General features: G+C 60.1%; 21 protein-coding genes. 16 read left to right on the top strand and 5 right to left on the bottom strand.

Translation table 11 applies throughout. The features are described from left to right. Positions 1–15: 15 nt before the first annotated feature. Positions 16–705 carry an autotransporter gene (locus E7738_RS14310; protein WP_336701235.1) on the bottom strand — a complete coding sequence of 230 codons (690 nt, stop codon included), beginning with the start codon at positions 703–705 and terminating at the stop codon, positions 16–18. A gap of 187 nt (positions 706–892) precedes the next feature. Here E7738_RS14310 and E7738_RS14305 point away from each other — a divergent pair, with 187 nt between their 5' ends. The 9 genes from E7738_RS14305 (at position 893) to E7738_RS14265 (ending at position 10,118) form a co-directional block, all read left to right on the top strand. After that, on the top strand, positions 893–1,453 hold the full coding sequence (locus E7738_RS14305) for a DNA-3-methyladenine glycosylase I (RefSeq protein WP_058781878.1): 561 nt from the start codon (positions 893–895) through the stop codon (positions 1,451–1,453). Between the two features lie 109 nt (positions 1,454–1,562). Beyond that, on the top strand, positions 1,563–2,225 hold the full coding sequence (locus E7738_RS14300) for an OmpA family lipoprotein (RefSeq protein ID WP_021506888.1): 663 nt from the start codon (positions 1,563–1,565) through the stop codon (positions 2,223–2,225). Positions 2,226–2,382: 157 nt separating this feature from the next. After that, complete coding sequence (locus E7738_RS14295) at positions 2,383–3,387, top strand: LacI family DNA-binding transcriptional regulator (RefSeq protein WP_104189516.1); 1,005 nt, start codon at positions 2,383–2,385, stop codon at positions 3,385–3,387. Positions 3,388–3,445: 58 nt separating this feature from the next. Continuing rightward, positions 3,446–4,471, top strand: coding sequence for a LacI family DNA-binding transcriptional regulator (locus E7738_RS14290; RefSeq protein ID WP_058758181.1), 1,026 nt, complete (start codon positions 3,446–3,448; stop codon positions 4,469–4,471). A 158-nt stretch (positions 4,472–4,629) separates the two neighbouring features. Beyond that, complete coding sequence (locus E7738_RS14285) at positions 4,630–5,379, top strand: sugar phosphate isomerase/epimerase family protein (protein ID WP_394515734.1); 750 nt, start codon at positions 4,630–4,632, stop codon at positions 5,377–5,379. A 10-nt stretch (positions 5,380–5,389) separates the two neighbouring features. Next, complete coding sequence (locus tag E7738_RS14280) at positions 5,390–6,337, top strand: sugar kinase (RefSeq protein ID WP_394515733.1); 948 nt, start codon at positions 5,390–5,392, stop codon at positions 6,335–6,337. 128 nt (positions 6,338–6,465) lie between these two features. Further along, on the top strand, positions 6,466–7,749 hold the full coding sequence (locus tag E7738_RS14275) for an MFS transporter (protein ID WP_021506893.1): 1,284 nt from the start codon (positions 6,466–6,468) through the stop codon (positions 7,747–7,749). Between the two features lie 66 nt (positions 7,750–7,815). Further along, a complete protein-coding gene (gene ghrB, locus E7738_RS14270; RefSeq protein WP_058758185.1) occupies positions 7,816–8,790 on the top strand; it encodes a glyoxylate/hydroxypyruvate reductase GhrB in 975 nt (324 codons plus the stop codon). An 80-nt stretch (positions 8,791–8,870) separates the two neighbouring features. Further along, positions 8,871–10,118, top strand: a complete 1,248-nt coding sequence (locus E7738_RS14265; RefSeq protein WP_058758186.1) for a valine--pyruvate transaminase — start codon at positions 8,871–8,873, stop codon at positions 10,116–10,118. Here E7738_RS14265 and E7738_RS14260 read toward each other — a convergent pair. Then, complete coding sequence (locus tag E7738_RS14260; protein WP_394515732.1) at positions 10,115–11,560, bottom strand: aminotransferase-like domain-containing protein; 1,446 nt, start codon at positions 11,558–11,560, stop codon at positions 10,115–10,117. The genes E7738_RS14265 and E7738_RS14260 overlap by 4 nt on opposite strands. Before the next feature lie 171 nt (positions 11,561–11,731). On the opposite strand from E7738_RS14260, the gene E7738_RS14255 reads away from it, so the two are divergent. Genes E7738_RS14255 through E7738_RS14230 form a run of 6 tightly spaced genes read left to right on the top strand, consistent with a single transcriptional unit; the run spans position 11,732 to position 17,450 of the window. After that, positions 11,732–13,198 carry a hypothetical protein gene (locus tag E7738_RS14255; protein ID WP_059010250.1) on the top strand — a complete coding sequence of 489 codons (1,467 nt, stop codon included), beginning with the start codon at positions 11,732–11,734 and terminating at the stop codon, positions 13,196–13,198. 17 nt (positions 13,199–13,215) lie between these two features. After that, positions 13,216–14,493, top strand: coding sequence for an ATP-grasp domain-containing protein (locus E7738_RS14250; protein WP_394515731.1), 1,278 nt, complete (start codon positions 13,216–13,218; stop codon positions 14,491–14,493). After that, positions 14,481–15,191: a class II glutamine amidotransferase gene (locus E7738_RS14245; RefSeq protein WP_058758189.1), complete on the top strand. Its 711-nt coding sequence runs from the start codon at positions 14,481–14,483 to the stop codon at positions 15,189–15,191. The genes E7738_RS14250 and E7738_RS14245 overlap by 13 nt, the downstream gene beginning before the upstream one ends. Before the next feature lie 4 nt (positions 15,192–15,195). Beyond that, entirely contained in the window at positions 15,196–15,996 is an 801-nt protein-coding gene (locus E7738_RS14240; RefSeq protein WP_104094314.1) for a 2OG-Fe(II)-dependent halogenase WelO5 family protein, read from the top strand. Positions 15,997–16,022: 26 nt separating this feature from the next. Then, the gene (locus tag E7738_RS14235; protein ID WP_394515730.1) at positions 16,023–16,523 is read left to right on the top strand and encodes a YbaK/EbsC family protein; all 501 of its coding nucleotides are present in this window, start codon (positions 16,023–16,025) and stop codon (positions 16,521–16,523) included. Positions 16,524–16,544: 21 nt separating this feature from the next. Beyond that, complete coding sequence (locus tag E7738_RS14230; RefSeq protein ID WP_021506902.1) at positions 16,545–17,450, top strand: EamA family transporter; 906 nt, start codon at positions 16,545–16,547, stop codon at positions 17,448–17,450. Positions 17,451–17,508: 58 nt separating this feature from the next. On the opposite strand, the gene ibpA is transcribed toward E7738_RS14230, so the two are convergent. After that, a complete protein-coding gene (gene ibpA, locus E7738_RS14225; protein WP_010617843.1) occupies positions 17,509–17,925 on the bottom strand; it encodes a small heat shock chaperone IbpA in 417 nt (138 codons plus the stop codon). Between the two features lie 285 nt (positions 17,926–18,210). On the opposite strand from ibpA, the gene E7738_RS14220 reads away from it, so the two are divergent. Continuing rightward, complete coding sequence (locus tag E7738_RS14220; protein WP_040679624.1) at positions 18,211–18,570, top strand: YceK/YidQ family lipoprotein; 360 nt, start codon at positions 18,211–18,213, stop codon at positions 18,568–18,570. On the opposite strand, the gene E7738_RS14215 is transcribed toward E7738_RS14220, so the two are convergent. Together E7738_RS14215 and E7738_RS14210 are read right to left on the bottom strand one after the other, a co-directional pair. Further along, positions 18,548–19,810, bottom strand: a complete 1,263-nt coding sequence (locus E7738_RS14215; protein ID WP_394515729.1) for a DUF3748 domain-containing protein — start codon at positions 19,808–19,810, stop codon at positions 18,548–18,550. The two genes, E7738_RS14220 and E7738_RS14215, sit on opposite strands and share 23 nt — an antisense overlap. 106 nt (positions 19,811–19,916) lie before the next feature. Further along, positions 19,917–21,209, bottom strand: coding sequence for an MFS transporter (locus tag E7738_RS14210; protein WP_394515728.1), 1,293 nt, complete (start codon positions 21,207–21,209; stop codon positions 19,917–19,919). Positions 21,210–21,344 lie beyond the last annotated feature (135 nt).

Below are 21,344 nucleotides of genomic sequence, written 5' to 3'. Positions count from 1 at the left end.
TCATTTCATGCCGCTTCAGAAGCTGGCGCTGACGCCGAGGTTGTAAATGAACTGTTCGCCACTGCTGACCGCACCGGTCTGGGCGAAGGAGGCGAACGCCGCCATGTTCTGGCCGAGCGGCAGACGGGCACCGACGCTGACATCCATCCAGTTCGTTTCCCGGTTCATCTCTTCCGGCCGATCGCGTGGCGCGGCCGTGCCGTCGAAGCTGAGCTGATGGCTGTAACTCACCTGTGCCCACGGCGATATCCAGCCAAAACTGGAATCCACGCGCCAGCCCAGTGAAGCGATGTGTTCGGCGTTGTTACGATCGACCGGCGCGCAGGCGGCGCAGCTCAGGGTGGAATCATCGACGGCAAACTGCGCCACCGGACCGGTGCGCAGGCGGTCATTCATCGGCAGGTTCCAGCCTGCCGAGTAGCGGTTCACCAGCGGCGAGTTACCGACGCTGGCCGTTTCGCTGTGCAGCGCCATGCCACCGCCGGGCGGATTGAGCGCGGCATCAAGCAGATCGCTCTCGCGGTTTTCTGTCAACATCAGATGATTACTGGAAATTTTTTCGGCAAGTATCGCATTGTAATCCGGCGCGCTGCTCTCGCTGGCCTGATCCCAGGCGTGCGCCGGCAGGGCCGCCACCAGTAGCCACCCACCGCTAAAGGCCAGCGCAAGGAGACGCAGGCCGGTCCGCTGACTGTTCTGCCACATGAAAGACTCCTGACGAGCCGGAAGGGATCGGGTTGGCCTTGAAATTGATGATGATCCTGAAGCGTTCACCCGGTTGCAGCGCGAACGTCCATGACGTTATTATCGGCACCCATTGATTAACTATTAATCGATTCTTTCAAACGTCAAGCGACTGACCGCTTTTTCCTCATGCTTAGGGAGTGATGCAATGCAGCGATGTGGCTGGGTAACACAGGATGCGCTTTATCTGGCGTACCACGACACGGAATGGGGCGTGCCGCAGACCGATAAGCGCGCCTTATTTGAGATGCTGTGTCTGGAGGGGCAACAGGCTGGCCTGTCATGGATCACCGTGCTGAAAAAGCGCGAGAACTACCGCCAGGCGTTTCATGATTTTGATCCGCAGGCGGTGGCGCTGATGGATGAGGCCGATCTGCTGCGCCTGCTGCAGAACAGCGGTTTGATCCGCCATCGCGGCAAGCTTGAAGCCATCATCAATAATGCCAAAGCGCTGCTGGCGCTGGAGGCCACCGGCGAAGACTTTTCCCGCTTTATCTGGTCATTTGTCGATAACCAGCCGATTTTGCACCGTTACGCGGATTATAAACTGGCGCCAACCACCTCCGAACCGGCCATTGCGCTGTCTAAAGCGCTTAAGAAGCGTGGTTTTAAATTCGTCGGGCCTACAACCTGCCACTCTTTTTTACAGGCCTGCGGGCTGATCAACGATCATCAAACCAGCTGTTTCTGCCATCCCGATAATCTTTAAGGCAAAAGTTTACAAATTAAGACTGCGCCTCACGAATTTCCCCATCATTGAACGGCATAATAGTGCCGTTTTGGGGCGTTTTCCCCGTTTCCGTATGAGGGACTTTTTCATGAAAAAGCGTGTACTGGCGCTGGCCTTGTTAATGAGCGGCAGCGTGGCGCTGTCGGGTTGTACCACCAATCCTTATACCGGCGAATCGCAGGCCGGGAAATCGGGCATCGGCGCGGGTCTGGGCGCGGTGCTGGGCGCTGGCGTGGGCGTGCTCTCTTCGTCGAAGAAAGATCGCGGTAAAGGTGCGCTGATTGGCGCAGCGTCCGGTGCGGCACTGGGCGGCGGCGTCGGCTATTACATGGATGTGCAGGAAGCCAAACTGCGCGACAAGATGCGCGGTACCGGCGTCAGCGTAACGCGTCAGGGCGATAACATCGTGCTGAACATGCCGAACAACGTGACCTTTGACTCGAGCAGCGCCAACCTGAAACCGGCCGGCGCGAATACGCTGACCGGCGTGGCGATGGTGCTGAAAGAGTATCCGAAAACCGCCGTCAACGTGGTCGGCTTTACCGACAGCACCGGCACGCGCGCGCTGAACATGCGCCTTTCGCAGCAGCGAGCAGAAAGCGTTGCCAGCGCGCTGATCGTGCAGGGCGTGGCGCAGAACCGCCTGCGCACCCAGGGCATGGGCCCGGATAACCCGGTCGCCAGCAACAGCACCGAAGCCGGTAAAGCACAAAACCGTCGCGTCGAAATTACCCTGAGTCCGCTGGGCTAAGGCACAGGCCGGTCTGCCGCTGCAGGCCGGCTTTTGACGCGTTTTTACGCGCTTATTGACGCGCAAAGCAGCAGATAACGCGTAAACGTCGCCGGACGATAGAGCCAGCGATGACTTTATGCTAGCGTGATCAAAATTTGATCAGTGGAAAGCCATCATGTCACTCAAAGCTATCGCCTCCGCCCTTGGCCTCTCTGTGACCACCGTGAGCCGCGCGCTGAATGGGTTTGATGATGTCGCCGCTGCTACCCGCAAACGCATCGAAGAGGAAGCCGACCGGCGCGGTTATCGCCCGAATGCCGCCGCGCGTCGCCTGAAGACCGGCCGTGCCAATGCGGTCGGGCTGGTGTTTCCAGTCAGCAATGCCTCACTCAACGACAGCTACTACAGTGAAATGCTGCTGACGCTCGATCAGCGCCTTGCTCTGCACGAGATCGATCTGCTATTGCTCCCCGACAAACCGCAGGATCAGCAGCGCAATTTGCTGCGCATGCTGCGCAGCGGCGTGCTGGACGCGCTGATTGTCACCCATACCACGCCGCAGGATGTGCGATTGCAGCGCCTGCAGCAGAAGGGTTTTCGCTTTCTTACGCTGGGGCGCAGTCAGCTGCCGCAGCCTTACGCCTGGTTTGATTATGATAACCATGCCGGAACGCTACTGGCGGCGCAGCACTGCCAGCAGCAGGGCTATACGCGCATCGCTTATCTCGGTGGTAACGAGCCCAGCACCTACATTCTTGACCGCCGGCAGGGGTTTATCGACGCGCTGCCCGCCACGCCCTGCGCGCAGCAGGCTGGCTGGATGGCCGCGCTGCCGCCCTCGCGCCGCGCGGGCTATCAGCAAACCCGTGCCTGGCTGGCGCACGTTATCCAGCCTGACGCCATCATTACCGACTGCAGCCCGCTCGGCGAAGGCGCAGCGATTGCCCTGCAGCAGGCCGGGCGTCTGAGCGGCGCGCAGGCGATTCCCCTGTACGTGTACGATGGTTTGCCGCACGACTCCATTATCACGCAACCGGTCAACGCGATTCTGCAATCATCACAGCAGCGGATTGGCGAACGCGTCGCCGAAATGGTGCTGCAGCTGCTGGAGGGCGCGCCGCCCGCGCAGTTACAGACGCTGTGGCAGCCAATGCTGCGCCTCACTTCTGACGCACAGTGATTGCGCGGGTGCCGCGCTGTGATAGTCTTCGCCTGATGCAATTAATCAGGTGTATGTGATGAAAACCAGGCCGCCACGAGCCACAATCAGTGACGTTGCCCGCACGGCAAAAACCGGTAAAACCAGCGTTTCCCGCTATCTGAATGGCGAAGTACATCTGCTTTCGCCGGATCTGAAAGCCCGTATCGAACAGGCGATTGCCGACCTCAACTACCGCCCCAGCCAGATGGCGCGCGGACTCAAACGCGGCCGCACCCGGCTGATAGGCCTGATCATTGCCGATATCACCAATCCCTACTCGGTGGATGTGCTGAGCGGCATTGAAGCCGCCTGCCGCGCGCGCGGCTTCACGCTGCTGATGTGTAACACCAACAACGAAGTGGATCTCGAACAGCACTACCTGCAGCTGCTCAGCAGCTATCAGGTGGAAGGCATCGTGGTCAACGCGGTTGGGATGCACGAAGAGGTGCTCAACCGTCTGCAGCAGTCGATGCTGCCGATGGTGCTGATTGACCGCAAAATTCCCGACTTCGCCTGCGACGTGGTCGGGCTCAACAACCCGGAGGCCGCCCGCATCGCCACCCGGCATCTGCTGGATAACGGCTATGAAGCGCTGCTGTTTCTCAGTGAACCGCTCGGCAGCGTCAATACCCGCCGCGAACGTCTCGCCGCCTTCTTTGATACCATCAGCGGCGCGCCACAGGTGGTGGCAGAGAATGCCGAAGTGGTGTTGCATCAGCCGGCACAGCTGGAACAGGTGCTGCAGGCGTTTCATCAGCGCCATCCGGGCAAACGCTGCGCGGTGATGGCCGCCAACGGTGCGCTGACGCTACAGGTGGCGCGGGCGTTACAGCGCCTGACGCTGCGCTGGGGCGAGAGCATTGGCCTGCTGGGCTTCGACGAACTGGAGTGGGCGGCGCTGGCCGGCGTCGGCATCACCACGCTGAAGCAGCCCACCTGGCAGATCGGCTATGCCGCGCTGGAGCAGGTGATCGCGCGTATCGAAGGCAGCGAACAGCCGATTCGCGAGCAGGTTTTCTCCGGCGAACTGATTGTGCGCGGCTCCAGCCAGCCGCTGCGCTAATCCCGCTTTTCACGGCTCACTTCGTGAGCAGGATCATAATTCCGCACTCTGCCACTTTCCTTTGGAACCGGTTCCATTAAGCTTTTTACAGCACATTAACGTGCTGTCCGGCGCATAACGGTGCGGCGGGCAGTACAGCGAGACAGGCTGGAGGAAAGATGTCGAAAGCGGAAATTATTGTGGTCACGGCCGCCTACGGCGCGCACAAGGTGGCAGAACTGGGCGGCCAGGCAGCGCTGCTGCCGCTGATTAAAGCGGCCGGTGCCGATGGCGTCGAGATCCGCCGCGAGCTGTTCAGCGACGACGAATTGTGCCAGCTGCATACGCTTAGCGACGCGCTGCGTCAGCATCAGCTCAGCGTCAGCTATTCAGTGCCGGAAGCGCTGTGGCAGGCGGACGGTGCGCTCAATCCACGTCTGGCGCAGTTCCTGCAGGAAGCTGAGTTGCTGGGCGCTCAGCGCCTCAAGCTGGCACTGGGTCACTATGTCTCGCTGGCCGATCGCCAGCTGGTCGAGGTGCTGGCCGGCTCGCGCGTCACGCTGGTAATCGAAAACGATCAGACGCCGGACAGTAAGCTGACGCCGATGCTGCACTTCTTCCATCACGTCTGCGATGCCGCGCTGCCGCTGGATATGACTTTCGACATGGGCAACTGGCGCTGGACCGGCGAAGACGCCCTGCAGGCAGCGGCGCAGCTCAGTCGCTACGTGAGCTACATTCATGTTAAGGCGGCGGTGCCGCACGGTGACAGCTTCCGCGCCATTGCGCTGGATGACGCCGACGACAGCTGGCGCACGCTGCTGCAGGCGCTGCCGGCCGATGCACCGCGCGGTATTGAGTTCCCATTAGCCGGCGCAGATTTACTGGCGGTGACCCGCCACTACGTCGATCTGCTGCGCGCGGTGTAAGGAGTTGAGCATGACACACACCTCTCAGCTGGATGTCGTCACCATTGGTGAAGCGATGGCGATGTTTATCGCCGGGCAAACCGGCGATCTCGCCGCAGCCGATCAGTTCACGAAGCGCATTGCCGGTGCCGAACTTAATGTGGCGATTGGTCTGGCGCGCCTCGGTTTGCAGGTGGGCTGGGTCAGCCGCGTCGGCGACGACAGCTTCGGCCGTTTTACCCTGCAGCAGCTGGCGAAAGAGCACGTTGACCACCGCTGCGTGACCATTGATAACCGCTATCGCACCGGTTTTCAGCTCAAAGCGCGCGTGGACGACGGCTCCGATCCGGAAGTGGAGTATTTCCGTAAAGGCTCCGCCGCCAGCCACCTGTCACCGGATGATTTCGACGAAAGCTACTTCGGCAGCGCGCGCCATCTGCATCTGAGCGGCGTGGCCGCCGCGCTTTCCGATAGCTCGCTGGCGCTGGCTAAACACGCGGCGAAAGAGATGCGCGCCCGCGGCAAAACCATCTCCTTTGATCCTAATCTGCGTCCGGTGCTGTGGCGCAGTGAAGAAGAGATGCGTAAGCAGCTGAATTTGCTGGCAGAATACGCCGACTGGGTGCTGCCAGGTGAAAAAGAGGGGCTGATTCTGACCGGCTACCGTCAGCCTGAAGCGATCGCGGATTTCTACCTCGATAAAGGGGTGCGGGCGGTGGTGATCAAAACCGGCAGCGACGGCGCCTGGTATAAAACCGCCGCGGGCGAACAGGGCCAGATTGCGCCGATCCACGTGGATAATGTGGTGGATACCGTCGGCGCGGGCGATGGCTTTGCGGTCGGGCTGATCAGCGCGCTGCTGGAAGGGAAATCGCTGCCGCAGGCGATTCTGCGCGGTAACAAAATTGGTTCGCTGGCGATTCAGGTTGCCGGTGACAGCGAAGGTCTGCCGACGCGCGCAGCGCTCGGCGATTATTAAAACCAGGTCGCCATCAATGGCGACCCAACGTAGGGTGCGCATTCATGCGCACCGAAAAAAACTGTCTCTACACCCTAATTTCGAGACGCATCCACAGAATGCGCCCGCCTCAACCAGAGGAGTCACCCATGAAATCGCAGACAATCGCGCCAAAACGCTGGTGGTATATCATGCCCATCGTGTTTATCACCTACAGTCTGGCGTATCTGGACCGGGCGAACTTTAGCTTCGCCTCTGCCGCAGGGATAAATGAGGATCTCGGTATCACCAAAGGCATGTCATCGCTGCTCGGTGCCCTGTTCTTCCTTGGCTACTTCTTCTTTCAGATCCCCGGCGCGGTCTATGCCGAGCGCCGCAGCGTAAAAAAACTGATTTTCTGGTGTCTGATTCTGTGGGGCGGCTGCGCCTCGCTGACCGGTATCGTCAGCAATATTCCGATGCTGGCCGCCATCCGCTTTGTCCTCGGCGTGGTGGAAGCGGCGGTAATGCCGGCGATGCTGATCTACATCAGCAACTGGTTTACCAAATCCGAGCGCTCCCGCGCTAATACCTTCCTGATCCTCGGCAACCCGGTGACGGTGCTGTGGATGTCAGTGGTGTCCGGCTACCTGATTAACTCCTTTGGCTGGCGCGAGATGTTCATCATCGAGGGCTTCCCGGCGGTGATCTGGGCGATTGCCTGGTGGTTTATGGTGCAGGATAAACCGGCCCAGGCCAAATGGATGAGCGACGAGGAGAAAGCGGCGCTGCAGGCGCAGTTGCAGAAGGAGCAGGAGAACATTAAAGCGGTGCGCAACTACAGCGAAGCCTTCCGCAACCGCAACGTTATCCTGCTGTGCCTGCAATATTTTGCCTGGAGCATCGGCGTGTACGGTTTCGTGCTGTGGCTGCCGTCGATTCTGCGTAACGGCACGCAGATGGGCATGGTCGAAGCGGGCTGGCTGTCGGCGGTACCGTATCTGGTGGCGACCATCGCCATGCTGGTGGTGTCGTGGGCGTCGGACAAGACGCAAAACCGTAAGCTGTTTGTCTGGCCGCTGCTGCTGATTGGCGCACTGGCGTTCCTCGGCTCGTGGATGGTGGGCTCCAGCAACTTCTGGCTGTCGTATGCGCTGCTGGTGATTGCCGGCGGGGCCATGTACGCCCCGTATGGCCCGTTCTTCGCCATCATTCCGGAGATGCTGCCGCGCAATGTTTCCGGCGGTGCCATGGCGCTGATTAACAGTATGGGCGCACTGGGTTCCTTCATCGGTTCATGGATCGTAGGCTATCTTAATGGGGCGACCGGCAGTCCTGCCGCCTCCTATGTCTTTATGGGTGCTGCGCTACTGGCGTCGGTGTGGCTGACGCTGATTGTTAAACCGGCGGCCAACAAAACGCCGCCGCCGATTCACGGGGCGAAGCACGCCTGAAAGCGTAAGCGATGACTTTTCCGGGCGACTCAGGTCGCCCGTCACACGTTCTACAGGGAGCAAATAATGAAACCTGCTGTGATTCTGTATAAGAGCCTGCCCGATGACCTGCGTGCCAAGCTGGACCAGCACTTCAGCGTCACGGAAGTGAAAGATGTCTCGCCGGAGACGGTGAAACAGCATGCGGCGCAGTTCGCCGCAGCGCAGGGTCTGCTGGGCTCCGGCGGCAAAGTGAATGATGAGCTGCTGGCCAGTATGCCGGCACTGCGTGCCTGTTCTACCGTCTCCGTCGGCTATGACAACTTTGACGTTGATGCGCTCAACCAGCGCAACGTTCTGCTGATGCACACGCCCACCGTACTGACCGAAACCGTGGCCGATACCATGATGGCGCTGGTGCTGAGTACCGCGCGTCGCGTCACCGAGCTGGATAAGTGGGTCAAAGCCGGTGAGTGGAAAAAGAGTATCGACGCTGAACACTTCGGTATTGACGTACACCACAAGACGCTGGGCATTCTCGGCATGGGCCGTATTGGTCTGGCACTGGCGCAGCGCGCGCACTTTGGCTTTGGTATGAACATTCTGTATAACGCCCGCCGCCAGCATGAAGAGGCGGAAACCCGCTTTGGCGCGCGCGCCTGCGATCTGGAAACGCTGCTGAAAGAGAGCGATTTTGTCTGCATCAGCCTGCCGCTGACCGAGCAGACGCACCATATGATCGGTGCGGAACAGCTGAAACTGATGAAGCCGAGCGCGATTCTGATCAACGCCGGACGCGGTCCGGTGGTCGATGAGCAGGCGCTGACCGCCGCACTGAAAGACGGCACTATTCACGCCGCCGGACTGGATGTGTTTGAAGTCGAGCCGGTGCCGGCCGATGCGGAAATCCTCACGCTGCCGAACGTGGTCGCACTGCCGCACATCGGCTCCGCCACGCATGAAACGCGCTACGGCATGGCGCGCGATGCGGTCGACAACCTGATCGCCGCACTGAGCGGTAAAGTGGAGAAAAACTGCGTTAATCCGCAGGTCCAGGCTTGATCGCACGGCTTTAGCCATTGCGCCTGCCGGTTGCGGGCGCTATGGTGGTCTTCCCCCTGATAACAATGTTTTTACCTCCTATGGCTTTTTCTCAGTTCGGCGACAAATTTACGCAACATTCCGGCATCTCTCGTCTGATGGAAGATATGGGCGAAGGGCTGCGCACGCCTGGCACGATCATGCTGGGCGGCGGTAATCCGGCGCAGATTCCGGCCATCAATGATTATTTCAGTCAGCTGCTACTGCAGATGCATCAGGACGGCAAGCTGAACGAAGCGCTGTGCAACTACGACGGCCCGCGCGGCAAAGCGCTGCTGCTGGAGGCGCTGGCCACGCTGCTGCGCGAGGAGCTCGGCTGGCCGGTAACGCCACAAAATATCGCGCTCACCAACGGCAGCCAGAGCGCGTTCTTTTACCTGTTTAATCTGTTCGCCGGCCGCCGCGCCGACGGCAGCAAAAAGCGCGTGCTGTTCCCGCTGGCGCCGGAATACCTCGGCTATGCCGATGCCGGGCTGGAGGAGGATCTGTTCATCTCCGCCAAACCCAATATTGAACTGCTGCCGGAAGGCCAGTTCAAATACCACGTCGATTTCGACCATCTGCCGCTGAATGATGAGACTGGCCTGATTTGCGTGTCGCGTCCGACCAATCCAACCGGCAACGTCATCACCGATGACGAACTGCTGCAGCTGGATGCGCTGGCACAGCAGCACGGCGTCCCGCTGCTGATCGATAACGCCTACGGCGTGCCGTTCCCCGGCATCATCTTCAGTGAGGCACGTCCGCTGTGGAACCCCAACACCATTCTGTGCATGAGTCTGTCGAAGCTGGGCCTGCCGGGCGCACGTTGCGGGATTATCGTTGCCGATGAGAGCACGATCGGTGCCATTGGTAACATGAACGGTATTATCAGCCTGGCGCCAGGCAGCATCGGTCCGGCGATTGCCACCGAGATGATTGTGCGTGGCGATCTGCTGCGCCTGTCGCAGGAAGTGATTAAACCGTTCTATCAGGTCAAGGTTAGCGAAACTATCGCGATTATTCGCCGCTATATCAGCGAAGATCGCTGCCTGATCCACAAACCGGAAGGCGCTATCTTCCTGTGGTTGTGGTTCCGCGACCTGCCGATCAGCACCGAAGCGCTGTATCAGCGCCTGAAAGCGCGCGGCGTGCTGATGGTGCCGGGCCACTTCTTCTTCCCGGGGCTGGAACAGGCCTGGCCGCACACCCATCAGTGCATGCGCATGAATTACGTACCGGACAGCGACAAGATTGAGCGTGCGGTACAGATTCTGGCGGAAGAGCTGGATAACGCCTGGAATGCTTAATCCGCGCTTAACGACAGCTGGCACCACTGCGCCAGCTGCTGAATTGCCTGTTCGACTTCGGCATTCCAGCCAAAACCGGCGTTGAGCCGGAAGCAGTGATCGTAGCGGTGATCGGTGGCGAAGATGTGCCCAGGCGCGATGCCGATGCCCGCGTTGCGCGCCTTGAGAAACAGCGCGCGCACGTTCAGCGCCTGTTGCGGCATCTCCACCCACAGCACGTAACCGCCCTCCGGATCCGACACACGCGTGCCCGCCGGGAAGTAGCGCAGCACCGCCTGGCGCATATGGTGAATCTGATTTTTCAGCTCGCGCCGCAGCTTGCGCAGGTGCGCATCGTAACCGCCACTGCGCAGCAGTTCGGCAATCGCCGCCTGCGACAGCACCGACGTGCCCATGCTGGTGGTGTACTTCAGCGAGGCGATTTTGCGCATGTACTTGGTGCTGTGCACCCAGCCAATACGGATGCCGGGCGCCACGGTTTTGGAAAAGCCGCTGCACAGGATGGCATTGGGGCTGAAGGCGCGCATCGGAAACGGCCGGCGCTCGCCGAAAGCCGTATCGCCAAAGATATCGTCCTCAATGATCACCACATCATTCTCATCGGCCTGGCGCGCGATATACGCCTTGTGCTCGTTGGGAATACTTTTGCCCAGCGGATTATTGATGTTGTTGATGGTGAGATAGGCCTGCACCGCTTTACGCCGGAACAGCCCGGTGAGTTTCGCGACGTTGACGTAACCCTCCGGCCCGGCTTCCACTTCAATGACGCGCAGGTTGAGGTTGTGCAGCATCTGTAGCAGCACGAAGTAGCACGGCGACTCCACCGCCACGATATCGCCCGGCCGCGTGGTGGCGCGCAGCGCCAGCGAAATCGCCTCAATGCAGCCGTTGGTGACCAGGATGTCATCAGCGCTGATATTGCAGCCATAATCCACCGCGCGCCGGGCAATTTCCGCCTTGAGCGGCGCATAGCCGGTGCCTTTCACCGTATTACCGAGCAGCGCCGGTTTGCTGTAACCCATCTGCCGCATCAGCAAACCAATTTTTTTCACCGGATAGAGTGAGATGTCGCCGTTGGCCAGATCGAGCCGCACGCGGCAGTCCGATCCCAGCATCGCCAGGTGCAGTTCGGTTTGCTCATCCAGCGGCGCTACTTCGCGCGGCTGCTCGCTGAATACCGCCGGCACTTTTTTCTCTGAGGGACGCGGTGCGACAAAAAAGCCGGACTTCGGCCGTGCCACCGCGTAGTGCTCATCCTCCAGCGTGCGTAATGTTTTCAGCGCAGTGGTCATGCTGACGCGATACTGCGTCGCCAGCGTGCGCACCGACGGCAAACGGCTGTCGGGCGGCAGCGATCCGCTGTGAATGGCCTGTTTTATCTGCTCAGCGATCTGACGGTAACGACTGCTCTGACTCTCCTGTTCCTGCGTTTCACCCGCCATCTGTTCCACCCCATATCGTGCTGATCTGTGCGTATTCATCAGATTACATTCAAAGTACTTTAGGCTGCATCTGTTAATTCAGCTTCACGCAGCACCTTCGTGGCCCGTTTTCCAGCCCGTTGTCGCCCGCACGGCAGCGGCGATTTTATTAGCCAAAGGATGAAGTGAAAAATGAATAATCTGTCCGCGATGATGAGTGAAATTGAAGAATACCTGACGCCCGCGATTCTCGATTCCGCCCAGCACTGTGCTCAGCGACTGCTCGCCGCCCTGCCCGATCCCGACCATCCCGAACGTAACCGCGTGCTGCTGGCCTATGGCGGCGGCAAAGACAGCAGCTATATGGTGGCCTACGTACGTTACATTCAGGGGTTAATCTGGCAACAGCGCAACAGCACGTTTCAGCTGCGCATCAGCACTAACCGCCATGCCGCCATGAACGACAGCGTGATGGAAAACATCGACCGCGTCTATCGTGCGCTGCGTATCCATGACGACGCGTTCACCGAGTGCCTGGTGACCGACGGGCTGCAGATTCGTCCCTTCGATCGCCATTTGCCGATGCCACAGAGCGTGCGTCAGCAGAACCGCGACGATGTGCTGATGAATGGTCACCGCTTCCGTGCCGACGCGCGCTCCACCTTCTGCAACGCCTGCAACCTGAGCATGGTGAATTCGTTTGGCCTGGCGGCGCATTACGATGGCGGCGTCGATGTGATCATCACCGGCGATTCGCCGCAGGAACAGACCGCTTACCTTGCGTGGGCGCGCCACCTGTCAAAACTGTTTGATGCGCCGATGGCCGATAAGTCGCGCGGCTTCAGCGGCTTTCTGCACACGCTGGACGGCGTGGCGGCGCGCTACTTCGCCGACATTTACGGCGCTGACCAGGTCACGCCGGCACATCGCATTACCTGGCAGCTGGCGCGCGACCCGCTGTTCTTCAACATCTATCAGGACACCGCTTATGAGGCTGGCGCGCACTGGGCGCTGCTGACCGAATTCATGCATTTCCGCTTCGATGAGCTGATGTTCAGCTTCTCCGAATCGGACTGCGGCAACCCGACGTTAATGGCACATATTCGCGGTCTGCGTGCGGAGACGCTGTTACAGCGCAGCTACGCCGAAGGCATTCGCGAATATGTGCGCTTTGCGCTCGGCCTGATGGTGCAGAAGGACTTTCCGCCGCAGCTGATCGATGAGATGGCCGCGCGCTATCAGGATGATGCCGCGATTGCCCGTGCACGCCAGCGCGCCGCGCAGTTCGCACTCGACGCTTTCGGCCTTAGTGAAACCCAGCTGGTATGCATGATCTATTCACCGTTTATCGCCGCCGGCCAGCAGCTGAAAGCCTGGCTGCTGCAGCTGCCGGCCGCTCCGGAAGAAGCCGCGGTGCGCGCCTTGCTGAGCGGAGAGAGCGAGGATGTGGCGCTGGCGCAGCAGCTCACGCAGCTGTCGGGCCTCAGCGTGGCGCAGATGCGGCACTGCTGGCGCAGCGCGGCGGTGAGTTCGCTGCTGGACGGCGCGCGCGGCGATGCGCTGTCGCGCGTGTTGCGTTTCGACCCGCACAAAGCGGTGATTCAGGTTAACAACGGTGCGTTACAGGACATCGTTACTGAAGTGATTTCCGGGCGTTAACCCGGTAAGGCGACGCGATGAGAAAGATTTTTCTGCAGATTGGTGCCACGCGCGACGGGCAAAATCCCTACTGCGCGGTGGCAAAACGCGAAGGCTATTTTACCGTACTGGCCGAAATGGGGGATTTTGTCGACTATCAATCGCTCAGCATCGCCCTGCCGTTCGATCTGATTGTGCGTCTCGATCGCCCGGAAAATCCGTGGGATGTCCTCAATGCCTGTCTGCACGCTGGTCTGCTGGAGCATCCACAGGTGGTGCTGGCCGGTTTTGAGGCCTACAACGCCAGCGCTGGCCGGGTGCGTGAACTGCTGGCCGGCCCGGATGCCGGTCCGGGCTTCATCCCGCCGGATAAATACGCACAGCGCATGGCGCTGCGCAAAGCCTGGCCGCGTTTTCCGCAGCCGGAGTTTCGCTTCTTTGCCTCACCGCTCAGCATTGGCGACGCGCGGGATGCGCTGCTCTACCCCTGCGTGATCAAACCGGTCGACGGCGGCGGCGGGCTGGGCATCTGGCTGGTGGAAGAGGCCAGCCAGCTGGATGCGGTGATTGCCCGGCTGCTCGACACCATGAACTATGGCGGACGCGGCTTTACCGGCTTTATCGTCGAAAGCTGGCTGGCCGGTGACGAATATTCGCTGCAGGGCGTGGTGGAGAATGGACACGCGGTGGCGCTGACCTGCTGCCAGAAGGTGATTGAGCAGCATACCGAGGCCGACGGCTGTATCAGCTTTTACGAATCCGGCCATGTGGCGATGGCGGCGCAGCAGCTGCCCGCCGCCTTCACCAGCCTGATGAGTTTCTGCTGTGAAACCTTCGGCTACCGGCGCGGCGCTTTCCACATTGATTTCATTATGGTGAACGGCGAGCCGCACTTTCTCGAAATGGGCTTTCGCCTGTCCGGCATGGGCGTGGTGAACCTGGTGGAAGAGGTCACCGGCATCAACTGGGCCGAGGTGGCCTTTCAGGTTGAAGCCGGACGCGGCCTGCCTGAACTGCACTTCGCTTCAACGTCACAGGCCGTCGGCCGGCTGCGGTTGCGCCAGCGGCTGCAGTATGACGCCGCCGGGCGCTGGATTGCCGAGCACCAGCGCGGCCAGCTGCTGCCGCCGCTCAACTTACCGGCGCTGGAGGTCTCGCCGCGCTCATCGCTGTACGCCGATCTGACGCGCCACGCCGGGATTCTCGCCACGCTGCGTCTGCCTGCCGCCAGCCGCGACGAAATTCTGGCGGTGTTTCACGCCCTTCTTGCTGTTCCCGCTTTGACCTCACGGAGAGATTTACTATGTGCAGAATGATTCTGGCACACGGCCAGTTTGACGCCGCTGCGGTACTGGACGCCGCACGCGCCATGAGCTGCGGTGAAACCGCCGCGCACGATGGCCCGATTAAACAACATCCCAACGGCTGGGGCTGTCTGTGGCTGGAGCACGGTCAGATCCGTACGCTGCATGGCACCGGCACCTTTGCCGAAGCACTGCCAGGCATTGACGTCACGCGCATGCAGCACAGCCGCTTTCTGGCGGTGCACGTGCGTCACGCCACGCTCAGCAAAAACCAGGGCATTGCGTTCTCCCATCCGCTGCGGCGCACCAGCGGCACCACCCAGTGGTACATGATGCACAACGGCTTTTTGCCGACCGTCTATGCGCAGCTCGGCATGGCGCAGTCGCGCTTTGATTCCGCTGAATATCTGGAATATATCGTCGACCGTGTGACGCCCGCCGATTTCACCCGCGACTATCTGCGCGAAAAAATGGCCCGGGTGGCGCCAGGTGGCAGCGCGGCGAACGCCATTTTCGTCACCCGCGAGAAGGCCTGGGCATGGCAATGGCATCCTGATGACACGCCTTACCCCGACTATTTCACCCTGCATCGTTGTCAGCAGAACAACAGCACCTTTATCTCCTCTGAACCTGTTTCAACACTGGGCACGGCGTCAGCATGGCACCGTATGAGCAACCATGAACTTCATGAAATTCCTTTTGGAGAGTGAACCCATGGCCATTTTCAATCAGATTCGCGTCATTAACCCCAACATGTTCGTCGAAAGCACCTGGCTGGATGACATCGTCACCGCGCGCGTGCCGCTGCTGGTGCTGCGCAATTTCCTCACGCCAGAGGTGCGCAACGCGGTGGTGGCTGATCTGCAGCAGTGCCGCGAGCAGGTACGGGTTTCTCACTATCCAAATGGCGCGCTGACCACGCTCGGCCCGTATCTGGCGAAGCACACCGCCGCGCCGGAAAACTATTTCACCGAACTGCGCGACATCCAGCCGGCGCTGCCGGCCTCGCTGCACGACCTGCGCGCGCAGATTTACCACTGGGTGCAGCATGCGCTGCGCCTTGAGAGTCTGCAAACCGCCACCGAACCGGCACTGGGTGATTACGCCGGCTCGATTGTGCGTTTCCACGCTGACGGCGTCGCTAATCCGCTGCATAACGACAACATCGTGCGCGATGCCGCTGGCAGCGGTCTGGCGGTGACGCACATTCTGCATCAGCTGAGCTGCGTGGTGTGCCTGCAGGAGTGCAACGCCGGTGGCGCGCTGCGCATCTTCAATAAGAAATGGCAGCCGGAAGACGAGCGCTTTAAAACGCCCGGCGAACTGGGCTACCAGAGCGGCGTCATCGCCGGCAGCGAGACCTGTGAGTTCGCGCCGCGCAGTGGCGATATCTATCTGTTTAATCCCGCGTTTTATCATGAAATCGATCGCGTTGAAGGCGACACGCGCATCACCATGGGCTTTTTCTTTGGCCTGACCGACAAAAAAATGAAGCACGCCATTGCCTGGAGTTAATCCCGGCCTTAGACGAGGAAGACAGTATGACAACCTATGACAAAGTGATTGCGCTGCTGGATGTGCAGCAGGCCCGCTACCGCGTGGTGGAGCATGAGGCCATCGGCCAGACCGAGGTGATCAGCGCTATCCGCGGAAACGATCTCCAGCAGGCGGCCAAAGCCATGGTGCTGGAAGTCACCATGCCGGACGGCGCCGCGCCGCGCTATCTGCTGGCGATCGTACCCGGCGACTGCAAAATCAACTTCAAGCACGCCGCGCGTGCCATTGGCGGTAAGAAGTCGACGTTTGCCACCCCTGAGCAGGCACAAGCGCTGACGCAGTGTGTGATGGGCGCGGTGCCGCCGTTTAGTTTTGATGACCGACTGGCGCTGCGCGTGGATGCGCGACTGCGTGATGTCGGGACGCTGTGGTTTAACGCCGGTGCGCTGGACCGCTCGGTTGCTTTGGATGTGGATGATTATTTTCGACTGATCGGCGACGACTGCGGTGCAGAGATCGCCACACCGGTGACGGCAACCGCCTGATTGCCGCGCTGAGGAATGCGTATGTCAGTGAAAGATATGTTGTTAGCCCTGTGCGTCGTGGTGGCGTGGGGCGTAAATTTTGTGGTGATTAAGCTGGGTTTGCAGGGCATGCCGCCCTTTTTGCTGGCGGGACTGCGGTTTACGCTGGTGGCGTTTCCGGCGATCTTTTTCGTGCGTCGTCCGGCAATTCCGCTGCGCTGGCTGGTGGTGTATGGCATGACCATCAGCTTTGGTCAGTTCGCGTTTCTGTTCCTCGCCATCAAGCTTGGCATGCCAGCCGGGCTGGCTTCGCTGGTGCTGCAGGCGCAGGCATTTTTCACCCTGCTGCTCGGCGCGCTGCTGCTGGCCGAGAAGCTGCGCTGGAACCACATCGCCGGCATTCTGGTCGCCACGCTCGGCATGTTTATGCTGGCAACCGCCGGTATGGAGGGCCAGACAACCGCGGGCATCACGCTGACCACCATGATGCTGACGCTGGCGGCGGCGCTGTCGTGGGGGCTGGGCAATATCACTAACAAGATTATCCTGCGCAACCGCAAGGTGCCGGTGATGTCGCTGGTGGTGTGGAGCGCGCTGGTGCCGATTGCGCCGTTCTTTGCCTGTTCGTGGTGGTTCGAGGGCGAATCCGCCATTGTCACCAGCCTGCTGGATATTTCGCTGCAGACGGTGCTGGCACTGCTCTATCTGGCGTTTTTCGCCACCATCATTGGCTACGCCATCTGGGGCAATCTGCTCAGCCGCTACGAAACCTGGCGCGTGGCGCCGCTGTCGCTGCTGGTGCCGGTGGTCGGTATTCTCAGCGCCGCGCTGATCCTCGGTGAAACTCTGTCGGCGCAGGAGATTCTCGGCGCGTCGGTGATCATTCTCGGGCTGCTGGTGAATGTGTTCGGCGGTATGGTGAGCCAGCGCCTGCTGGTACGTACCTGATGATGCAGCCATAAAAAAACGCCGCGTTGCAGCGGCGTTTTTCTTTACTTCGTTAGCCTTATTTCAGGATTTCAATCCGGCGTGGTTTCGCCTCTTCCGGGACGATGCGTTCCAGATCGATACTCAGCAGGCCCAGTTCGAGACGCGCATCGCGCACCACGATGTGATCGGCCAGCTGGAATTTGCGTTCGAAGTTACGTTCTGCGATGCCCTGGTACAGGTATTTACGTTCCTGCTGCTCTTCAGGGTGGGCGCCGCGTACCACCAGCATGTTGTCATGAGCGGTGATATCCAGTTCGCTCTGCGCAAAGCCAGCGACGGCAATGGTGATGCGATAGTGGTTTTCGTCTACCAGCTCGACGTTGTACGGAGGGTAGCCGCCGTTAGCCTGGTTTTGGTTGGACTCAAGCAGGTTAAACAGACGGTCGAAACCAATAGCAGAACGATAAAGCGGAGAGAGATCAAAGTTACGCATAATAAGACTCCTGATAATCAGCAAGTTTTGGCAACCTTCCACCATGGACAGGTTGTCCGGCCCGTCGGTGTCCCTGTCGGCGACCGCGTCGTGACCGTAGCTTAAAGATGGGTGCGCTCAGGTCGCTTTCAAGGGTCAATGCGCTTTTTTTTGCAGCAATTCTGACGATATGGCATACACTCAGGGGACGCCTCGCCTGACGGGAAGGACATAACCACAGAGTTATGCGGATGTCAGGTGACACACTCCAGCCAGGGCCATGCCATGACTGTAGGGATGATGATGATGAAAATGATGAAACGCTTTCCACTCACCGGCCTGCTGGTCTGCTGCGCCTGTGCCACATCAGGCTGCTCCAGCGTGATGTCGCATACCGGTGCCAGCCAGGGTTACTACCCCGGCACGCGCGCCAGCGCAGAGATGCTGACCGATGACAATACCAGCTGGGCGATTAAACCGCTGGCGCTGATCGATCTGCCCTTCTCGGCGGTGATGGATACGCTGCTGCTGCCGTGGGATTACTTCCGCGCCGACGACGATAAAACCAAAGATTCGCCGCGCGAACGCGTGCTGCAGAGCGAGAAGATGGCTGGCACCCAGGCCAGCCTGGCCACCGCGGCGGCTATGCCGGCGGAATCGCACTGACGCAGAACAGCTGTCGCCAGCCGTCAACCTCGCGCATGTAGGCGATCTGCTTCCCGTCCGGCGACCACACCACCGCGTCGCCGCCCGGCGGTTGCGCGCTGCGCGCGGTAAGGCGCGTACACTGTCCGCTGGCTATCTCACACCGCATCACGCTGTTATCACAGATAAAGGCGATGGCCGTACCGTCCGGCTGCCAGCTGAAAGCAGACTGAATGCTGCTGCGCAGTGAGGTGATCTGACGCGCCGCGCCACCGTTGGGTGAGACCGTCCACAGCTGCACAATGCCCTGCTCGTCAGCCTGCAAAAAGGCGATCGCGCTGCCATCCGGCGCAGCGCGCAACCAGTGGCGCGGCTGCAGCGCCAGCCCTTTACTGTACGTGATGCGCCGCTGCTGCACGCCAGCCGGCGGTGCCGGCAGTTGCTCTGCCGTGCCCTGCAGCGGCGCATTGCCGGCTCTGGCATAGTCCGCCAGCGCCTCAGGCAGATCGACCACAAACACTTCCGGCACTTTTTCACCACTGGCATTGCGCGTATCGCCGATAAAGGCGATGGCCCAGCGCTGCCAGCTGCCGTCCGCTTTCTGATAGCCGCGCGCGCCAATCCAGCACTCTTCATAGGCGCGGTCAATCTGATCGCTGCCCGGTTGTGGATCGCGCCGGGTGTGGCTCACCAGCACACAGTAGTGGCTGCCGTCATATTCGCGCGGATGCTGCTTCGGCGGGCACACCGGATGCAGCGGCACCGCCACGCCGACGTTGCGCAGGTCTTCACGCACATCGCGCTCATGCATCACGTGATCGTTATAGGTAAAGCTCAGCCGCGAGCCATCCGGACTGAACACATGCACGTGCGAGCCACCACGCAGCGCACCCGGCGTATAGGGCGCGGTGATATCGCAGGCGTCGAGGTTCTCTGCGATGCCCTGCTGAACAATCACGCCGCGCCGGTGATGAAAGTCATAATGCCAGTGCGCATCGGGATGCTCCGGCCCATGAATACAGACATAGCGCGGCGGCAGATCCGGACTCACGGTCACCACGCCGACGTGCGCGCCATCGCGCGCCTGATACAGCACCTCGACCGCGCCGCTGTGCACGTTGACGCGCTCAATGGTCAGGCTGGTAAACGAGGCGCCGGACGGCCGCACATCAAATGCCAGCCACTGGCTGTCGGCGGTCCAGACGTTGATATTGGTCAGCTGATGATGGCGCTGAGTAAAGGTGAGTTGTTTTTCTGACATGGGGCAACCTCAGATGTAACCGTTGCCGGACAAATTACGTGATGCCGTTCAGTTAAGCAAAAGCTGAGCAGCTAATGCGGGTGCGCAGGCATGCGCACCCGGAAGCTTAGCCCACGCGCTGCACATCCCCCACCAGCAGGATGTAAGAGAGCGCGCCAATCAGCGCAACGACGGAGATGTACACCAGCGCGGGCGCAAAGCGGTAATCCTGCGCCAGATACCCCACCACCAGCGGTACCGTGATGCCACCGAGGCCGCCGATAAAGTTAAACATGCCGCCGGTCAGGCCGATCAGGCGTACCGGCGCCAGCGACGAGACCAGCGACCAGGTGATGGACGCGAACCCGTTACCGAAAAAGGCCAGCGCCATCAGCACCATAATCCACAGCGGATCGTTGGTGTAGTTTGCGCCCATAATGCAGGTGGAGATCAGCAGGCCGCAGATGATCGGCGTCTTGCGGGCAAAACCGAGCGAGCGACCACTGCGCACCAGACGATCGGCCACCATCCCGGAGAGGATCACGCCAACAAAGGCGGCGAGAAACGGCACGGTTGTCATAAAGCCGGCCGTCAGCGCGGCAATATGTTTCTCCTGCGTCAGGTAGTTGGGGAACCAGGTAAGGAAAAACCACAGCGTTGAGGTCACTGCAAACTGGCCGAGATACACGCCGCACAGCTTGCGATGAAACACCAGTTTCCAGTCGGCCGCGGTGAGTTTAACGCGTGCTTTTTTCTCGCCGGGTGCATCGCCGTCGACCATCGCGCCACCGGCACGAATGTAATCCAGCTCGGCCTGATTGATGCCTTTGCTCTGGCTCGGCGCCTGATAAACCTTCATCCACACCAGCGACCAGACAATGCCAATCCCGCCGGTGATGATAAACACCCAGTGCCAGCTCAGCAGTTCCTGAATCCAGATCAGCAGCGGCGTGAGAAACGCCAGGCCGACAAACTGACCGGAGGTGTAAAAACCGACGGCCGAAGCGCGCTCCTGTTCCGGGAACCAGCTGGTAACCAGGCGGTTATTGGTCGGGAAAGCCGGCGCTTCAAAAATACCGGTAATGGCGCGCAGACCTATCAGCGATAATAAGCCGCTGGCGAATCCCTGCAATAATGTCGCCACCGACCAGCCGAGAATAGCGATAAAATAGGTCAGGCGTGAACCTACGCGATCGAGAAACCAGCCGCCGGGAATCTGACACAGCGTATATAACCAGGCAAACGCCGAAAAGACATAGCCCATTTCCGCTTTGCTGATGCCAAATTCCTGCTGAATATGCGCCGAGGCCACGGCTAAATTAGCGCGATCGACATAACAAATGACCACCGTAATAAAAATCATCAGCAGCGTAATATAACGGCGACGCGTAGGTTTCGCCTGAACAGCAGAGAGATCCATGGTGTTTCTCCGTCAGATGTCAGCTGACGGACGTGCCGAAACACGCCGCAGCCAACGTAGGGTAAGGTTATCGAAGATAAAAGCCGCAGCAGCGGTAAACTGGCAGCGCGGTGAAAACAGGTTGAGCGCTGCCCT

This window comes from Pantoea sp. SGAir0430 (genome assembly GCF_043549295.1).
Note: the sequence above shows the minus strand (reverse complement) of the source record. Positions and strands in the feature narration are given on the sequence as shown.

Coding starts and splice junctions, on each gene's coding strand:
- E7738_RS14310 (WP_336701235.1), bottom strand. CDS start 705: ATGTGGCAGAACAGTCAGCGGACCGGCCTGCGTCTCCTTGCGCTGGCC.
- E7738_RS14305 (WP_058781878.1), top strand. CDS start 893: ATGCAGCGATGTGGCTGGGTAACACAGGATGCGCTTTATCTGGCGTAC.
- E7738_RS14300 (WP_021506888.1), top strand. CDS start 1,563: ATGAAAAAGCGTGTACTGGCGCTGGCCTTGTTAATGAGCGGCAGCGTG.
- E7738_RS14295 (WP_104189516.1), top strand. CDS start 2,383: ATGTCACTCAAAGCTATCGCCTCCGCCCTTGGCCTCTCTGTGACCACC.
- E7738_RS14290 (WP_058758181.1), top strand. CDS start 3,446: ATGAAAACCAGGCCGCCACGAGCCACAATCAGTGACGTTGCCCGCACG.
- E7738_RS14285 (WP_394515734.1), top strand. CDS start 4,630: ATGTCGAAAGCGGAAATTATTGTGGTCACGGCCGCCTACGGCGCGCAC.
- E7738_RS14280 (WP_394515733.1), top strand. CDS start 5,390: ATGACACACACCTCTCAGCTGGATGTCGTCACCATTGGTGAAGCGATG.
- E7738_RS14275 (WP_021506893.1), top strand. CDS start 6,466: ATGAAATCGCAGACAATCGCGCCAAAACGCTGGTGGTATATCATGCCC.
- ghrB (WP_058758185.1), top strand. CDS start 7,816: ATGAAACCTGCTGTGATTCTGTATAAGAGCCTGCCCGATGACCTGCGT.
- E7738_RS14265 (WP_058758186.1), top strand. CDS start 8,871: ATGGCTTTTTCTCAGTTCGGCGACAAATTTACGCAACATTCCGGCATC.
- E7738_RS14260 (WP_394515732.1), bottom strand. CDS start 11,560: ATGGCGGGTGAAACGCAGGAACAGGAGAGTCAGAGCAGTCGTTACCGT.
- E7738_RS14255 (WP_059010250.1), top strand. CDS start 11,732: ATGAATAATCTGTCCGCGATGATGAGTGAAATTGAAGAATACCTGACG.
- E7738_RS14250 (WP_394515731.1), top strand. CDS start 13,216: ATGAGAAAGATTTTTCTGCAGATTGGTGCCACGCGCGACGGGCAAAAT.
- E7738_RS14245 (WP_058758189.1), top strand. CDS start 14,481: ATGTGCAGAATGATTCTGGCACACGGCCAGTTTGACGCCGCTGCGGTA.
- E7738_RS14240 (WP_104094314.1), top strand. CDS start 15,196: ATGGCCATTTTCAATCAGATTCGCGTCATTAACCCCAACATGTTCGTC.
- E7738_RS14235 (WP_394515730.1), top strand. CDS start 16,023: ATGACAACCTATGACAAAGTGATTGCGCTGCTGGATGTGCAGCAGGCC.
- E7738_RS14230 (WP_021506902.1), top strand. CDS start 16,545: ATGTCAGTGAAAGATATGTTGTTAGCCCTGTGCGTCGTGGTGGCGTGG.
- ibpA (WP_010617843.1), bottom strand. CDS start 17,925: ATGCGTAACTTTGATCTCTCTCCGCTTTATCGTTCTGCTATTGGTTTC.
- E7738_RS14220 (WP_040679624.1), top strand. CDS start 18,211: ATGAAAATGATGAAACGCTTTCCACTCACCGGCCTGCTGGTCTGCTGC.
- E7738_RS14215 (WP_394515729.1), bottom strand. CDS start 19,810: ATGTCAGAAAAACAACTCACCTTTACTCAGCGCCATCATCAGCTGACC.
- E7738_RS14210 (WP_394515728.1), bottom strand. CDS start 21,209: ATGGATCTCTCTGCTGTTCAGGCGAAACCTACGCGTCGCCGTTATATT.